The following is a 14,747-nucleotide window of genomic DNA, read 5'->3' on the forward strand; positions in this document are numbered from 1 at the left end:
GGTTATAATTATAATTTCTGATATAAAAACACGATGGATCAATCTGTGCAACTACTCATTGGTATAAGACGGCACACTTGACGGAACATTGTGCAGCTATCAGGAGGGCTGGCTCGCCTAAACGTATGCCAGTGCATAAGCAAACGCCCTCACAGGAGGGCGTTTTCATCGAGGTTTATACATCCACCCTGCACGGGCTGAGTTTCCAGATACGTTCCACGTAATCGCCGATAGAACGGTCAGACGTGAACTTACCCATCTTGGCGGTATTGATAATGGCCATTCTGGCCCAGCGGGCCTTATCCCGGTAAGCGTCGTCTACTTTTTTCTGCGCGTCAGAGTACGCGCGGAAATCAGCCAGTACCATGTAGGCGTCGCCCTGATCGAGCAGACTCTGTTTGATGGACACCAGCGCACCGGGCTTACCCGGTGTAAAGTAGTCGGTTTCCAGCCAGTCGAGCACGGCTTTAATTTCAGGGTCACGATAGTAATAATCGTAAGGGTTGTATCCCGCTTTACGCAGCGCATCGACCTCTTCGACCGTCATACCGAAAATGAAAATATTGTCGTCGCCGACTTCTTCAGCAATCTCGATATTCGCACCGTCGAGGGTACCTACGGTAATTGCACCGTTCAGCGCCAGTTTCATATTACCGGTACCGGACGCCTCTTTACCTGCAGTACTGATTTGTTCAGAAACGTCAGAGGCCGGGATCATTTTTTCAGCCAGTGACACCCGGTAGTTGGGCAGAAATACCACTTTCAGCTTGCTGTTAACACGCGCATCGTTGTTAATCTTCTCTGCCACTTTGTTGATGGCATAAATGATATCTTTTGCCAGTTTGTAACCGGGCGCCGCTTTTGCACCAAAAATGAATACCCGTGGATGCATGTCATAATCCGGGTTTTCCAGCAAGCGACGGTACAACGCCATAATATGCAGCAGGTTCAGGTGCTGGCGCTTGTATTCGTGCAGACGTTTGATTTGCACATCAAAAATCGCATTCACGTCCACATCAATGCCTGTTGATGCTTTAATTTCAGCTGCCAGACGCTGTTTGTTTTCCAGCTTCACCTGCATAAACTGCTTCTGGAACGTCTTATTGTCGGCATGTTTCACCAGGCCTTCCAGTTTACTCAGATGCAGCGGCCAGTCCTTACCCACCTTTTTATCAATCAATGCAGACAGGGCCGGATTACAGGCTTTCAGCCAGCGGCGCGGCGTAATGCCGTTGGTCACATTGGTCAGCTTGCCTGGCCACAACTGGTCAAATTCAGGGAACAGATTCTGTTTAACCAGACGCGAATGAATTTCAGCTACGCCGTTCACAGCAAACGAGCCAATCACCGACAGGTGGCCCATGCGCACCATTTTTTCATTGCCTTCCTCAATAATCGACAGTCGGGCTTTGATCTGGTTATCTCCCGGCCACTTCTTATCAACTACCGCCATAAACCGATGATTAATCTCGTAAATGATTTCAAGATGGCGTGGCAGGATCTTTTCAATCATACGCGCAGGCCACTTTTCCAGCGCCTCAGGCAACAGGGTGTGGTTGGTGTAGGCAAATACCCGCGTACAAATACCCCAGGCCTCGTCCCAGTCAAGCTCGGCACGGTCTACCAGAATGCGCATCAGTTCAGGAATGGCAATGGCCGGATGGGTGTCGTTCAGCTGGATCACCACCTGGTCGGCAAACCGGCTCCAGTCATCACCGTGCGCGCGCTTATAGCGGCGGATAATGTCTTTTAGTGAACACGAGCAGAAGAAATACTGCTGGATCAGGCGTAATTCCTTGCCCGCTTCGGTCTCATCATTCGGATAAAGCACCTTGGAAATGGTTTCAGCCTGCACGTTTTCACGCTGTGCATCCACGTAACCGCCGGCATTAAATACGTCCCAGTTAAAATAATCAGACGATTCACTTTGCCACAGACGCAGCACGTTGACCGTTTTACCCTCGTAACCGACCACCGGGATATCCCACGGCACGCCTTTCACGATGGAGCCCGGGTGCCACTCTTTCTGGATGCGGCCGTTTTCACCGTATTTGGTCTCAACATAACCATATAGCGACACTTCCTGAATAGATTCCGGACGGCAAATCTCCCAGGGGTTGCCATAATCACGCCAGCTGTCAGGACGCTCTATCTGTGCGCCGCTCTTTATTTCCTGACGGAACAGACCATGTTCGTAATGGATCCCGTAACCAATGGCGGGAAGCTCCATGGTGGCCAGTGAATCAATAAAGCACGCCGCCAGACGGCCAAGACCACCATTACCCAGCGCCATGTCCGGCTCTTCTTCCATGATATCGGTCAGCTCAACGCCAAGCTCTTTGAGCGCGCTGCTGGCAACATCAAACAGCCCCAGGTTATGCATATTATTGGACAGCAGTCGTCCCATCAGAAACTCTGCCGAGAAATAGTGTACGGCCCGGGTGTCATTCAGATAATGGGCTTTTTGTGTTTTACGCAGTCCTTCCAGTACCTGCTCCTGAATCGCTGCGCAGGTCGCTTTCCACCACGCATGATTGTTGGCTTTGTTTTCGTCTGTACCGAGGGTGCAGTGAAGGTGTCTGACGACAGCGGATTTGAAGTCGTTTTTAGTCAGCGCCAGGGTCGACGCACTGGCGGTAGATGTAGCATTCATTTGCAGTCTCACTCTGTCTGTTCAGGGTGCGGGCCCTGAGGCCCGCCAATTCGTAATAAAATTACAAATAAACCACGAGATATGACCGCAATATAGCAGTGTTTTTTTAATGCGTTTGTAATAATTTTGTTAAATTACATCATTTTCCGATGAAATCGTATGCAAAACACCAGCATTTAACATTATATTTACATAATCATTGAAAAAACGTGTCGTTATTTAATGATTTTTGCCACCAGCTGTTCAGCTTCTCTCACCAAATCCTGTAAGTGAGTTTCACCTTTAAAGCTTTCTGCATAGATTTTATACACCGATTCGGTGCCCGATGGACGTGCTGCGAACCAGCCGTTCTCAGTTGACACCTTCACGCCACCAATCGCGGCATTGTTTCCTGGTGCATGGGTCTGCACCTGGGAAATAGCCTCACCTGCCAGGGTTTTGCTGGTGACCACAGACGCATCCAGCCCGGCCAGTTTTTGTTTTTCCTCATGACTCGCTGCCACATCATTACGGGTATACACCGGTTCACCGAATTGCGCAGTCAGGGCGTCGTAATGTTCACCCGGATCTTTGCCTGTGACGGCAGTAATTTCAGCAGCCAGCAGGCACATGATGAAGCCATCTTTATCGGTCGCCCAGGTTTCGCCGTTACGCTGAAGGAAAATACCACCGGCACTCTCCTCGCCGGCAAATCCAATACGACGCGATGTCAGACCGTCAACAAACCACTTAAAGCCCACCGGCATTTCTGCCAGTTCGCGGCCCAGGTGCGCAGCGACGCGATCAATCATGCTGCTTGAGACCAGCGTTTTGCCAATTTTTAAGTCTGACGGCCACTGTGTTCTGTGCTGATACAGGTAATGAATAGCCACCGCCAGATAATGGTTCGGGTTCATCAGCCCCTTGCTTTTGCACACAATACCATGACGGTCAAAATCCGGATCGTTACCAAACGCAAGATCAAAGCGGTCGCGCATGTCAATCAGTCCCGCCATGGCATAGGGCGAGGAACAGTCCATGCGCAACTTACCGTCTTTGTCGCGGCGCATGAAACCAAACTGCGGATCGGTGTCTTCGTTGACTACCGTAATGTTTAAGCCATAGTGCTCAGCAATCACATCCCAGTAACCTACGCCAGCGCCACCCAGCGGGTCGGTACCCAGTTTGAGGCCGGCTTTGCTGATGGCCTGCATGTCCACCACCTGTTCCAGTTCCTCAATATAGGGCATCATAAAATCGGTAAGTGAAACACGTTCAGACTGCATGGCGTCGCGCAGCGGAAGACGACGGACACCTTCATTACCCTGCGCAATCAACGCATTGGCACGAGTCTGGATTTGTGCCGTCACGTCTGTATCCGCAGGGCCGCCGTTAGGCGGGTTGTATTTAAAGCCACCGTCAGACGGCGGGTTATGCGACGGCGTAATCACCACACCATCGGCCAGCGAGCCCGGATTGTTGCGGTTGTGCCGGATAATGGTACGGGAGATCACCGGCGTTGGCGTGTAGCCACGGCTGGCATTATCCGCACGCTGCAACACCACATTCACGCCATTGGCGGTGAGCACTTCTATTGCGGTGTTCATGGCCGGCTCAGACAGCGCATGGGTGTCTTTACCAATAAACAATGGTCCCGTGTAACCCTGCTGCTCACGGTATTCAGCCAGCGCCTGACAAATCGCCGCGATATGCATGTCATTAAACGTCGCGTTAGACGCCGTACCGCGGTGGCCCGACGTGCCAAAACTCACCGCTTCGGATGGTGTTGCCGGGTCAGGACGATAGCTGTAATACTGACTGATCAGTGATGCTACATTGATCAGTTGCGCTTTGTCGGCCGGTTGACCTGCCTGTGGATGTAATGCCATGGAAACTCCCTTACCTTAACCACCGGCACATCAGTACCGGCGGAGTGAATCAGTTGTCCGGCGCAAACCTCGCCAGCACGTCGTTAATCATTGCTTCTTCATAACCAAGCCGCTGCATAACCTGGCTGATCATGGTCATTTTCTTTGCGGTATTGTTGTTGGTTACTACCCAGTACGGACTATCCGGGATGGGCTTAGGGTTTGTGCTGCTGCCATTTTCCAGCAACGCCGCTTTGGTTTGAGCAAAATAGGTCCGGTTTTTACCCCGGATACTTTCTACCTCTGCAAACGACTCACCGTGGATCGCATGCAGTACTCCCAGAATATACAAAAACTGATCAACGCGCTTGGTCAGCGAAGCCAGACGCTGCGGGCTGACCATGTCCAGCAGGTCATTCTCGCTCACTGACGACGCCTGAGTCGCCGTGTTAGTCACCGGTGCCGATTCGCCTTTTTCTGCTGCAGCAGAAGATGCTGGGGCGACCTCTGGTGCGGTCGATGCAGCAACAGCCGGTGCCGGCGTTGACCCGGCGCCATCCCCCAGTAAAAGTCGACGCAATATATCTGATGCGCTCTCGCCGATATGTTTGGTCTGAGCGGCGATAAAGGCGTACAAATCATCATCAATATCAATACTTTTCATAACTACTTCCTTTTTTCGACGACCCATTATAGACAACCGGCGCCGCTATGGCAGCACTTAATCCGGGCAAATTTTCGGGTCTTCGCGGTTTGACGTACGTCGATCCTATACTTGAGTATCAGTCGTATCACCCAGTACACGCCGTTTATTGATAGACTCTTAGAAAGTGACGGTCTGATAGACGCCCGCCTGATGATGGGCCGGCCCAAAACGTAATAAGGATTGGCAACCATGAAAACTGAGTTTCATGCTGTGCTGCGCGCGCTGTCTTCGCGTGTTATTGGCAAACAGGAGCAGATAAAGCTGGCAATGACCTGCCTGCTTGCTAATGGCCACCTGCTGATTGAAGATTTGCCCGGAATGGGAAAAACGACGCTGTCACATGCGCTGGCCCGCGTATTCGGGATGGACTTTTCGCGCGTCCAGTTTACCTCTGATTTATTGCCGTCGGACATGCTGGGGGTGAACATTTTTGACAGCGTACAAAAACAGTTCAGCTTCCGGCCCGGCCCTATTTTTAACCAGCTGGTTCTGGCCGATGAAATTAACCGGGCCAGTCCGAAAACCCAGAGTGCTCTGCTTGAGGCAATGGAGGAAAAACAGGTCAGTATTGACGGTGTGACCTACCCATTGCCCTCCCCGTTTTTTGTCATCGGTACGCAGAACCCTGGCTATCAGTCAGGTACTTACCCGTTACCCGAGTCGCAGCTCGATCGCTTTCTGATGCGCATTTCCCTTGGCTACCCCGACTGGGACGCTGAGAAGAGCATGTTGCAAAGCAGCGACGTCCATGATGACAACAGCATGGTGGCTCTGATGACACCGGAAACACTCAAAGAACACCAGCTCGCGGTAGGTAAGGTACACGCCGGTGATGATGTGCTGCATTACATTTTGCGTCTGGTCACCCGCAGTCGCGAAGACGATCACTACCCCAATCCGTTATCTCCGCGTGCTACCAAGGCGATATTGCAGTCGGCTCGGGCCTGGGCCTATCTGCAGGACCGGGATTACGTGGTACCCGAGGACGTGCAGTTTATCTTTACCGCAGTGGCCGAACACCGTCTTCGCGCCTCGCGCAGCGACCAGAAAGACCCGGTAGTGCTGAGCAAGGTACTGCTGGACGAGGTTGATCCACTTGCCGCATGAGAGGCCTGAAATCACTTAAACAGCGCTACGACACCCGCTGGCAACGCTGGTTAAACAAACGTATTCCGCCTGCCGCGACACAGGCGCTGGACATGCGTTCGGTGTTTATTTTTCCCACCCTGTTTGGCTGGGGCTATCTCATCATGTGTGTCTGCGTATTTCTGCTGGGAACCAATTATCAGAACAACCTGATGCTGTTTTTGTGTTATTTCCTCACCGCGATCATGTTGATCAACCTGTTTTTGTCGTATCAGAACTTTGCTGCGCTGCAGATACAGGCTCATCCGGTCGCACCAGTCTATGCCGGACAGCCGGCCACGCTGAGCCTGACCCTGAGCGCACAAACGGATCATCAGGTTCATGGCCTGGTGCATGCGCGCTGGTGGCAAAGTCCGTCCAGTGTCAGTACTGACGCTGACACCAGCCCGATAACCCTGAGTCTGCCGCACTATACCGAACGTCGCGGCATCTTCAGTCTGCCGCGGGTAACCCTGTGGAGTGATTATCCGCTCGGTCTTTACCGCTGCTGGACGCACCTGGATCTAAAGCAGCAACTGGTGGTGTATCCTTCTCCCCTTCCGGGCCCGCTTAGCCTCGACAGGCTGACCGATGAAGGGGACAAAGAAACCGACCAGCGCGGACATGACGACTTTTACGCCCTGCAGGATTATACCGATGGCGAACCGCTACACCGGGTTGCCTGGAAGCACGTTGCCAAAGGCGGCAACTGGGTGACAAAAACATTCAGCCAGCATCAGAGTGAAACCGGTTACCTGACATTTCCTCCGGGTACAGAGCGGGAACTGGCGTTAAGCCAGCTAACCACGCAGGTTGATGACCTAAGTGAGAAGTCAGTGACCTTCGGACTCCGGCTTCCGGGCGAGGAGATCCCGCCCGGTTCCGGACCAGCACATCGCGCGCGCTGTCTCAGAGCGCTCGCGGCATACCCTGGGGGACCCGGCGTATGAGCCCGCCCCGCCTGCCCATTGCCGGTCATAAGGCCAGCCTCTGCATCGCGATCCTCTTCGCGTTGCTGTCACTCAGTCTGATGACTCCGCTGTTGCTGTGGGTCCTGCTGCTGGCAGGCTGCGCAGTGCTGGTCAGGGTGGCGCTTTTCTGCGGCTGGTATCAGTCGGCGCCGAGCGTGCGTACCGTCAATCTTCTCGCGGTGCTGTGCGCGCTCGCCCTGGCCTGGTTCAGTACGGGACTGGGCCTGCTGCTGTCGATGATTAATCTGCTGGTCATGGCCTGTGCACTCAAGCTTATGATGATGAGCCGGCGGCAGGACTTTTTGCAGTTATTCACGGCCATGCTGTTTCTGATTGGCTGCGGCTTCATTTTTGCGCAATCCTACGCCAGTTTGTTTTTTTACTTTGCCCTGCTGGGTCTCGCGCTGCTCTCGTTATACAGCGCGTTTGCCCCGTCGGTGTCGCTGGTCGCCGCCTCCCGTGCGCTCGGCGTGATGTTTGCGCAGGCTGCCCCCATCGCGATCCTGCTCTTTCTTATCATGCCGCAGCTATCACCCTTGTGGAAAATGCCGACCGCCCGGTCATCATCCACGGGCCTGTCTGATCAGGTGACACCGGGGGACATTGCCAGTCTCAGCCAGTCGGATGAACTGGCGTTCACCGTGACCTTTACAGACAGCACGCCACCACCGGCACAGCGCTACTGGCGGGCACTCACATTAGAGGCCTTTGACGGCAGAACCTGGTCTGTCAGTGACGCGCGCCGTGACCTGATGCGTGAACAGCAAAAACTGGGAAAAGCGTTCTCACCGGATTTATCCGGCCCGTCCGTTTCCTATGAAGTGATTGCTGAACCGACCGGGCAGCGCTGGCTCTACGCCATCGACATTGCAGAACCCGCAGACCGGCGCAGTGAAACAGCAATCTGGCGTGCGTTTAATTATCAGATCCTGGCCCGTGAGCCACTGATGAGTAAGCGCGCCTATCAGCTGCGCTCGTTTCCTGACGCGCGGCTGGATCAGGGTCATCTGCGTTTTGATAAACTACTGAATGCACAAATACCACAAAGCGGCAGCCCTCGCACACGTGAACTGGTCAGCCGGCTGCGACAGCAATGGCCGGATGATCGCCAGTTCGCCGACGCGCTGATGCGCTATTTTGCAACGAATCCGTTCCGCTACACGCTCAACCCTGCCCCCATGCCCGTTGAACCTACCGATACCTTTCTGTTTGAGGAACAAGCCGGCTTTTGCAGTCATTACGCCAGTGCCATGGCCTTCGCGCTGAGACTGGCTGGCATTCCTGCACGACTGGTCACCGGCTATCACGGCGGCGAGGCTATCGCGCCATCGGTATACACCATCCGCCAGTATGATGCCCATGCGTGGGTTGAAGCATGGATAGACAATCAGGGCTGGGTGCGGTTTGACCCAACCAGTGTGGTTGCGCCAGACAGACTGACACTGGGCTTACAACAGGCACTTGAGGCGTCAGGTGAATCACTCACAGGGAGTGCGTTTGATGGCCTTTATCAGTTTGCCAGCTTCAGACAGTTCCGGCTTTTCATGGCCAATCTGGATTATCTGTGGAGCAAATGGATACTGGGCTTTGATGCCAGTGCCCAGCAAAGCCTGTTTGAACTGCTTCTGGGCAAGTTTACCCCGTTAAAGCTGTCGTTACTGCTGCTCGGCGTGGTGCTTTTGATCGTGCTGCTGTTGCTGTTTTACTTCCTGCCCTTGTGGCGCCGGTCTGACATACCTGCCGATGTCGCCCATTATCAGCGTGCGGTCGCACTGGTGACAGCGGCGACCAGTGTTAAGCGCGGCACACGAGGACCTGCTGAGTATCTGGCAGACGTTGGCCCTCAGCTTCCCGATAGCGCCAGACAAACATTTGCGCGCATTACCCACGCATTTATCGCCGCCCGCTACCAGCCAGACGGTGCGCGTCAGGCGAGCTTATCGCGCGCTGATATCCGGCATTTACGGCGGGCGCTCAATAGCAGGTAATATACCACTGGCAAATAAAACAGCCGCCAACGGACATAAAAAAACCCGCCATAAGGCGGGTTTTTCAAACACAAGAAGAAAACTTACTTCTTCGCTTTACGTGCTTTTGCTTCTTCAATGACTTTTTCAGCAACGTTCTGCGGACACGCAGCATAGTGGCTGAATTCCATTGAGAACTGACCACGACCAGAGGTCATAGTACGCAGGTGACCGATGTAGCCGAACATCTCTGACAGCGGTACGTCAGCTTTGATGCGAACGCCAGTTGCACCCGCTTCCTGGTCTTTGATCATACCACGACGACGGTTCAGGTCACCGATAACGTCACCAACGTGATCTTCCGGCGTGAATACGTCAACTTTCATGATTGGCTCAAGAAGCTGAGGACCTGCTTTTGGCATTGACTGACGGTATGCACCTTTCGCAGCAATTTCAAACGCAATCGCTGATGAGTCAACCGCGTGGTATGAACCGTCGAACAGTTCAACTTCAACGTCAAGTACCGGGTAACCAGCCAGTGGACCTTCCTGCATCATGCTTGCGAAGCCTTTTTCGATAGCAGGGAAGAATTCCTTAGGAACGTTACCACCAACAACCGTAGACTCAAACTTGAAGCCAGAGTTAGTTTCGCCCGGACGAATGCGGTAATCGATCTTACCGAACTGACCAGAACCACCAGACTGCTTCTTATGCGTGTAGCTGTCTTCTACCGGAGTAGTGATAGTTTCACGGTATGCAACCTGAGGCTGACCTACTTCCAGTTCAACGCCGTAGGTACGCTTCAGAATGTCTACTTTGATGTCCAGGTGCAGCTCACCCATACCTTTCAGGATGGTTTCGCCAGACTCTTCATCTGTTTCAACCTGGAACGACGGATCTTCCGCAACCAGTTTACCGATAGCGATACTCATCTTCTCGTTAGCGCCTTTGTCTTTCGGCTTAACGGCAATTGAGATTACCGGCTCTGGGAAGATCATCGGCTCAAGCGTACATTCGTGGTTTGGATCACACAGGGTGTGACCAGTCTGTACGTTCTTCATACCAACAACGGCCAGAATGTCACCAGCGTGAGCACTTGACAGCTCAGTACGGTCATTCGCGTGCATCTCAACCATACGGCCGATACGCTCAGTTTTACCGGTTGCACTGTTAAGAATGGTATCACCCTTCTTCAGCTTACCAGAGTAAATACGGATAAACGTCAGTGCTCCGAAGCGGTCATCCATGATTTTGAATGCCAGCGCACGGAAAGGCTCATCAACCGATACGGTCGCCACTTTACCAGTAGGCTCACCAGTTTCCGGATCAGTCAGGTCCTGAGGATCAACTTCGGTTGGGTTAGGCAGGTAATCAACAACCGCGTCCAGTACCAGCTGAACACCTTTGTTTTTAAATGCAGAACCACAGTAAGTCGGGAAGAACGTCATATCACGGGTACCCTTACGGATACAACGCTTGATGTCTTCGACAGACGGCTCTTCACCATCCATGTACGCCATCATCAGGTCGTCGTCCATTTCAACAGCAGATTCAATCAGCTGTTCACGGTACTCAGCGGCCTTCTCTTTCATGTCTTCCGGGATATCAACCACTTCGTAGTTCTCAGGCAGGCCTGAGTCGTCCCAGATGTACGCTTTTTGTTCAAGTACGTCTACAACGCCTTTGAAGTCATCTTCGATGCCGATTGGCAGCGTCATGACCAGCGGGTTTGCGCCCAGCACTTTCTTAATCTGACCAACAACGCGATAGAAGTCTGCACCCATACGGTCCAGCTTGTTAACGAAGATAACACGTGCAACTTCTGATTCGTTAGCATAACGCCAGTTGGTTTCTGACTGAGGCTCAACACCGCCAGAACCACAGAATACGCCGATACCGCCGTCCAGTACTTTCAGTGAACGGTAAACTTCAACAGTGAAGTCAACGTGTCCTGGAGTATCGATGATGTTCAGACGATGGTCTTTCCAGAAACAAGTTGTTGCTGCTGACTGGATAGTAATACCACGCTCAGCTTCCTGTTCCATGAAGTCAGTTGTTGACTCACCATCGTGTACTTCACCGGTCTTGTGGATTTTACCGGTTAGCTTAAGAATACGTTCAGTTGTGGTGGTTTTGCCCGCGTCTACGTGGGCGAAAATACCAATATTTCTATATTGAGATAAGTCTGCCATTAGTTCACTTTCGTTGGTTCGGTGTAAAAAAACGGCGGGATTATAAAGGATCTTGCTACCAGATTTACACCCTTTTCCGCAGAAAGTATGAAACTCATTCTGCTTATATTACCAAGAAAACCACATTCATCTTTAATATCAGCAACTTAGCAAACTTTAAGAATTTGGAGAATTTTTACCCTGCCGCGACGGCGTTAACGACGGATAACACACACCGTCACTTCATCGCGGTCGTGATAAAGGTGTCGCGCAGAGACTGTGAATACATCAGATAATGCACTCAAACGCTGCGTCAGCGTGGTCAGTGCCGTTGTCACCGTTTCGTAACGGCGTTTCATCGGCAGCTTGAGGTTAAATATGGCGTGCTCGGTCCAGCGTTTACACAGCCAGTCGCCCATTAAAGTGGCAACGCGGTCAGGTTGTTCAATCATGTCACAGACCAGCAGGTCAACATGGCCTTGCTGAGGCCGGTAGGTGAAACCATCATGCGAAAAATGGGCAACCTGCCCCGTCTGCATCAGCGCATCGTCAATCGCACCGTTATCAACCGCCTCGACAAACATGCCGCGCTGTACGAGCTGATACGTCCAGCCGCCGGGACACGCCCCAAGGTCAACCGCGCGCGCGCCCGCACGGCATACCCGCGCACGACTGTCGTCATCGAGCATGGTCAGCAGCGCTTCTTCCAGCTTCAGCGTCGACCGGCTTGGCGCATCTGAGGGAAACTTAAGCCGGCAAATCCCCATCGGAAACGGACTGGCGCAGCGCGGATGCGAGTAGCCGACGATACAGGTATCAAAATCACTGAAGAAAACATGCAGCCGGCGGCGTTTTTCATCGGGTTTCGTGGTCAGCAGCCCGGCCTTGCGCAACGACTGGCGCAGTGGCACCACAAACTTCCGGCAAAATTTGGCCAGCGCTTTACCAGCTTCGGTATCCGGGTATTCAACCACCACGTCACCCGCTTTATCTGCCGGGGCGATGTCCTGCAGCGCCTCAACCACCGGCGTAATACGATCCTGTCGGTCAAGGTTATTAAGTGTCGTCAGTACGACGACCAGCTGGCGCGAAAAAATGGTGTCGCTGACCGGCCATTTCGCCACTGTACCGGCTTGCGCTTCATCATACAGGTGAAACATTACATAGCCTTGTCCGGGTACGGATTCAGGGTAACCAAACACCTGCTGTTCGGCGGTCAGGGTACTCAGTTCATTGGCGGTGTCGTTTTCGTACCCGGCACGACAATATGCCAGCAGGCCGCTCATTGGTCAGTTCCTTTGGCCAGCGCCGTGATAAGGCAGCCCCATCCCAGCATGAAGCACAGACCACCGAGCGGTGTCACAGGACCGAACACACTCAGCGACGTCAGTGTCAGCGCGTAGAGACTACCACTGAACAGGACAGTGCCGGCAACAAAAAACCACCCTGCACGTCTGAGCCAGGGATAACGGGCATGATTGCTCATCGCAGGCAATAGCAGGATAGCCAGCGCATGGTACATCTGATAACGCACACCGGTTTCGAATACGCTGATAGCCTGTGCATCCAGCACGGCCTTAAGACCATGGGAGGCGAAGGCGCCGAGTATGACGCTCAGCAGCGCGCTCACCGCGCCGATAATTGTTAAAGTTTTCATGATGACAGGTTTCCGTTAATAAACGCGGCGGATAACTGTGCCGCAGCGATAATGTGTTCCTGCTGCGAATGACCACTCGACTTTCTCGGCTTGAAGCTGTGATCGCCATCGGCAAGAAAATCGACACTGACGTTCGGCCCCAGCGTATAGGTTGCAATATCAGCACAGTTGCCGAATGTATCGCGCTCGCCCTGAATAATACGCACCGGCACGGTTAGCTCCGGTAAGTGAGCAACCCTCGTCTTTTCTGGTTTTCCTGGCGGGTGAAACGGATAGCCATAAGCCAGCGCTCCCCGGCATTCGATGTTGTTAGCGACCAGCGTGGCGATACGACCGCCCATCGATTTACCGCCAATGAAAAGCGGGAGCGGTGGCAAGGTGGCGGTCAGGTGTGCAGCCAGTTCGGTAAAGTGCGCCATCAGTTTGTCGCCCTTGTCAGGTGGACGGCGCTTTCCCGTGGCCTGGCTGGTCTGCATATAGGGAAAATTAAACAACACAACCTCTATGTGCTCAGCCACCAGCGCCGCCGCCAGGCTTTGCATAAAGTCGTGCTCCTTGCCCGCACCGGCACCGTGTGCCAGCAATAGTCGCGCAACAGGCGCCGCTGCGGTTATCTGCTGATAATCAAACATCGTCCTGCTCCTCTTCTACCAGCGCCATGATCCAGTCGCGGAATGCGGTGATCTTACCGAGATCGGCCCGTGACTCATCACACACCAGATAAAACGCATCGCGACTTTCAACTTTTTCCTCAAATGGCATAACCAGTCGGCCGGCATCAATTTCCGGCCTCGCCAGGACAGTATTTCCCAGCGCAATCCCCTGCCCCAGGGCAGCAGCCTGCAGAACCAGCATCGAGTGACTGAAGACCGGTCCCTGATTAACATTCACTCCCTGGACACCCACCTGCTTCAGCCAGTTTTTCCATGCAGAGCGGCTGAGATCGTGCAGCAATACGTGGTGACGCAGATCATCCAGTGACATCAGTGGTTTGGGCCCACTAAGCAAGGCTGGCGAGCACAGTGGCGTAAGAAATTCACGGTGCAGCTTGTCGGCTTTGAGTCCGCTCCAGCGACCCCGACCATAATAAATGGCCACGTCGACGTCGTCGTCCAGGAAGCCTTCATCAAAATCTACGGCTTTAATTCTTACGTCAATGTCGGGCTCGGCCAGGCTGAACTGACTGATGCGCGGCACCAGCCACTGACTTGCGAAACTCGGTGGCATCGCCACCGTTATTGCCCCTTTGCTGCCTTTTGCCAGTAATCGCTCGGTGGCTTCCTGCAGACTTTTAAAAATGTCTTTCAGCTCCAGAAAATAAGCCTGCCCTTCCTCAGTCAGCAACAGGGTGCGATTGCGCCGAATAAACAGCTTCATGGATAAGAATTCTTCCAGCGCCTTGATTTGATGGCTTACCGCAGCCTGTGTCACAAAAAGTTCATCGGCAGCGCGTGTGAAGCTCAGATGCCGGGCCGCAGCCTCAAAGGCTTTCAGCGCATTCAGCGGAGGGAGTCGACGGTGCATAGCGGAGTCTCAGAGTGATTTAGGCGGATACGATTTTAGCATTAGTTTTTCTAATTAAAAACCCATACTTTTACTCGTTTTTAAACTTCACAGCAGTTGTTTATCATTTAACCGCAATAAGGGAAC

General features: G+C 53.1%; 11 protein-coding genes. 3 read left to right on the plus strand and 8 right to left on the minus strand.

The genetic code is table 11. The features are described from left to right. Positions 1-175: 175 nt before the first annotated feature. The 3 genes from AB1N33_RS08860 to seqA all read right to left on the minus strand — a co-directional run bounded on the left by AB1N33_RS08860 (position 176) and on the right by seqA (position 5,164). On the minus strand, positions 176-2,653 hold the full coding sequence (locus AB1N33_RS08860; RefSeq protein ID WP_411271189.1) for a glycogen/starch/alpha-glucan phosphorylase: 2,478 nt from the start codon (positions 2,651-2,653) through the stop codon (positions 176-178). 215 nt (positions 2,654-2,868) lie between these two features. Beyond that, on the minus strand, positions 2,869-4,521 hold the full coding sequence (pgm, locus tag AB1N33_RS08865; protein WP_411271190.1) for a phosphoglucomutase (alpha-D-glucose-1,6-bisphosphate-dependent): 1,653 nt from the start codon (positions 4,519-4,521) through the stop codon (positions 2,869-2,871). Positions 4,522-4,570: 49 nt separating this feature from the next. Further along, complete coding sequence (gene seqA / locus AB1N33_RS08870) at positions 4,571-5,164, minus strand: replication initiation negative regulator SeqA (protein ID WP_411271191.1); 594 nt, start codon at positions 5,162-5,164, stop codon at positions 4,571-4,573. Positions 5,165-5,395: 231 nt separating this feature from the next. On the opposite strand from seqA, the gene AB1N33_RS08875 reads away from it, so the two are divergent. Genes AB1N33_RS08875 through AB1N33_RS08885 form a run of 3 tightly spaced genes read left to right on the plus strand, consistent with a single transcriptional unit; the run spans position 5,396 to position 9,290 of the window. Continuing rightward, complete coding sequence (locus AB1N33_RS08875) at positions 5,396-6,313, plus strand: AAA family ATPase (RefSeq protein WP_411271192.1); 918 nt, start codon at positions 5,396-5,398, stop codon at positions 6,311-6,313. Beyond that, a complete protein-coding gene (locus tag AB1N33_RS08880) occupies positions 6,310-7,281 on the plus strand; it encodes a DUF58 domain-containing protein (RefSeq protein ID WP_411271193.1) in 972 nt (323 codons plus the stop codon). The genes AB1N33_RS08875 and AB1N33_RS08880 overlap by 4 nt, the downstream gene beginning before the upstream one ends. Further along, positions 7,278-9,290, plus strand: a complete 2,013-nt coding sequence (locus tag AB1N33_RS08885) for a transglutaminase TgpA family protein (RefSeq protein WP_411271194.1) — start codon at positions 7,278-7,280, stop codon at positions 9,288-9,290. The genes AB1N33_RS08880 and AB1N33_RS08885 overlap by 4 nt, the downstream gene beginning before the upstream one ends. A gap of 83 nt (positions 9,291-9,373) precedes the next feature. Here AB1N33_RS08885 and fusA read toward each other — a convergent pair whose 3' ends face one another. The 5 genes from fusA to AB1N33_RS08910 all read right to left on the minus strand — a co-directional run bounded on the left by fusA (position 9,374) and on the right by AB1N33_RS08910 (position 14,621). Further along, positions 9,374-11,461 (minus strand): elongation factor G, encoded by a 2,088-nt coding sequence (gene fusA / locus AB1N33_RS08890; protein WP_411271195.1) that lies wholly within the window; start codon positions 11,459-11,461, stop codon positions 9,374-9,376. A 194-nt stretch (positions 11,462-11,655) separates the two neighbouring features. Next, positions 11,656-12,726, minus strand: a complete 1,071-nt coding sequence (gene rlmM, locus AB1N33_RS08895; protein WP_411271196.1) for a 23S rRNA (cytidine(2498)-2'-O)-methyltransferase RlmM — start codon at positions 12,724-12,726, stop codon at positions 11,656-11,658. Further along, positions 12,723-13,097 (minus strand): DUF423 domain-containing protein, encoded by a 375-nt coding sequence (locus tag AB1N33_RS08900; RefSeq protein ID WP_411271197.1) that lies wholly within the window; start codon positions 13,095-13,097, stop codon positions 12,723-12,725. Before AB1N33_RS08900 ends, rlmM begins: the two co-directional genes overlap by 4 nt. Continuing rightward, positions 13,094-13,729, minus strand: a complete 636-nt coding sequence (locus tag AB1N33_RS08905; RefSeq protein ID WP_411271198.1) for an alpha/beta family hydrolase — start codon at positions 13,727-13,729, stop codon at positions 13,094-13,096. The genes AB1N33_RS08900 and AB1N33_RS08905 overlap by 4 nt, the downstream gene beginning before the upstream one ends. Beyond that, positions 13,722-14,621, minus strand: a complete 900-nt coding sequence (locus AB1N33_RS08910; protein WP_411271199.1) for a transcriptional regulator GcvA — start codon at positions 14,619-14,621, stop codon at positions 13,722-13,724. The genes AB1N33_RS08905 and AB1N33_RS08910 overlap by 8 nt, the downstream gene beginning before the upstream one ends. Positions 14,622-14,747 lie beyond the last annotated feature (126 nt).

It is taken from the genome of Alteromonas nitratireducens (assembly GCF_040812025.1).
GTDB classification, from domain to species: domain Bacteria; phylum Pseudomonadota; class Gammaproteobacteria; order Enterobacterales; family Alteromonadaceae; genus Alteromonas; species Alteromonas nitratireducens.

Coding starts and splice junctions, on each gene's coding strand:
- AB1N33_RS08860 (WP_411271189.1), bottom strand. CDS start 2,653: ATGAATGCTACATCTACCGCCAGTGCGTCGACCCTGGCGCTGACTAAA.
- pgm (WP_411271190.1), bottom strand. CDS start 4,521: ATGGCATTACATCCACAGGCAGGTCAACCGGCCGACAAAGCGCAACTG.
- seqA (WP_411271191.1), bottom strand. CDS start 5,164: ATGAAAAGTATTGATATTGATGATGATTTGTACGCCTTTATCGCCGCT.
- AB1N33_RS08875 (WP_411271192.1), top strand. CDS start 5,396: ATGAAAACTGAGTTTCATGCTGTGCTGCGCGCGCTGTCTTCGCGTGTT.
- AB1N33_RS08880 (WP_411271193.1), top strand. CDS start 6,310: ATGAGAGGCCTGAAATCACTTAAACAGCGCTACGACACCCGCTGGCAA.
- AB1N33_RS08885 (WP_411271194.1), top strand. CDS start 7,278: ATGAGCCCGCCCCGCCTGCCCATTGCCGGTCATAAGGCCAGCCTCTGC.
- fusA (WP_411271195.1), bottom strand. CDS start 11,461: ATGGCAGACTTATCTCAATATAGAAATATTGGTATTTTCGCCCACGTA.
- rlmM (WP_411271196.1), bottom strand. CDS start 12,726: ATGAGCGGCCTGCTGGCATATTGTCGTGCCGGGTACGAAAACGACACC.
- AB1N33_RS08900 (WP_411271197.1), bottom strand. CDS start 13,097: ATGAAAACTTTAACAATTATCGGCGCGGTGAGCGCGCTGCTGAGCGTC.
- AB1N33_RS08905 (WP_411271198.1), bottom strand. CDS start 13,729: ATGTTTGATTATCAGCAGATAACCGCAGCGGCGCCTGTTGCGCGACTA.
- AB1N33_RS08910 (WP_411271199.1), bottom strand. CDS start 14,621: ATGCACCGTCGACTCCCTCCGCTGAATGCGCTGAAAGCCTTTGAGGCT.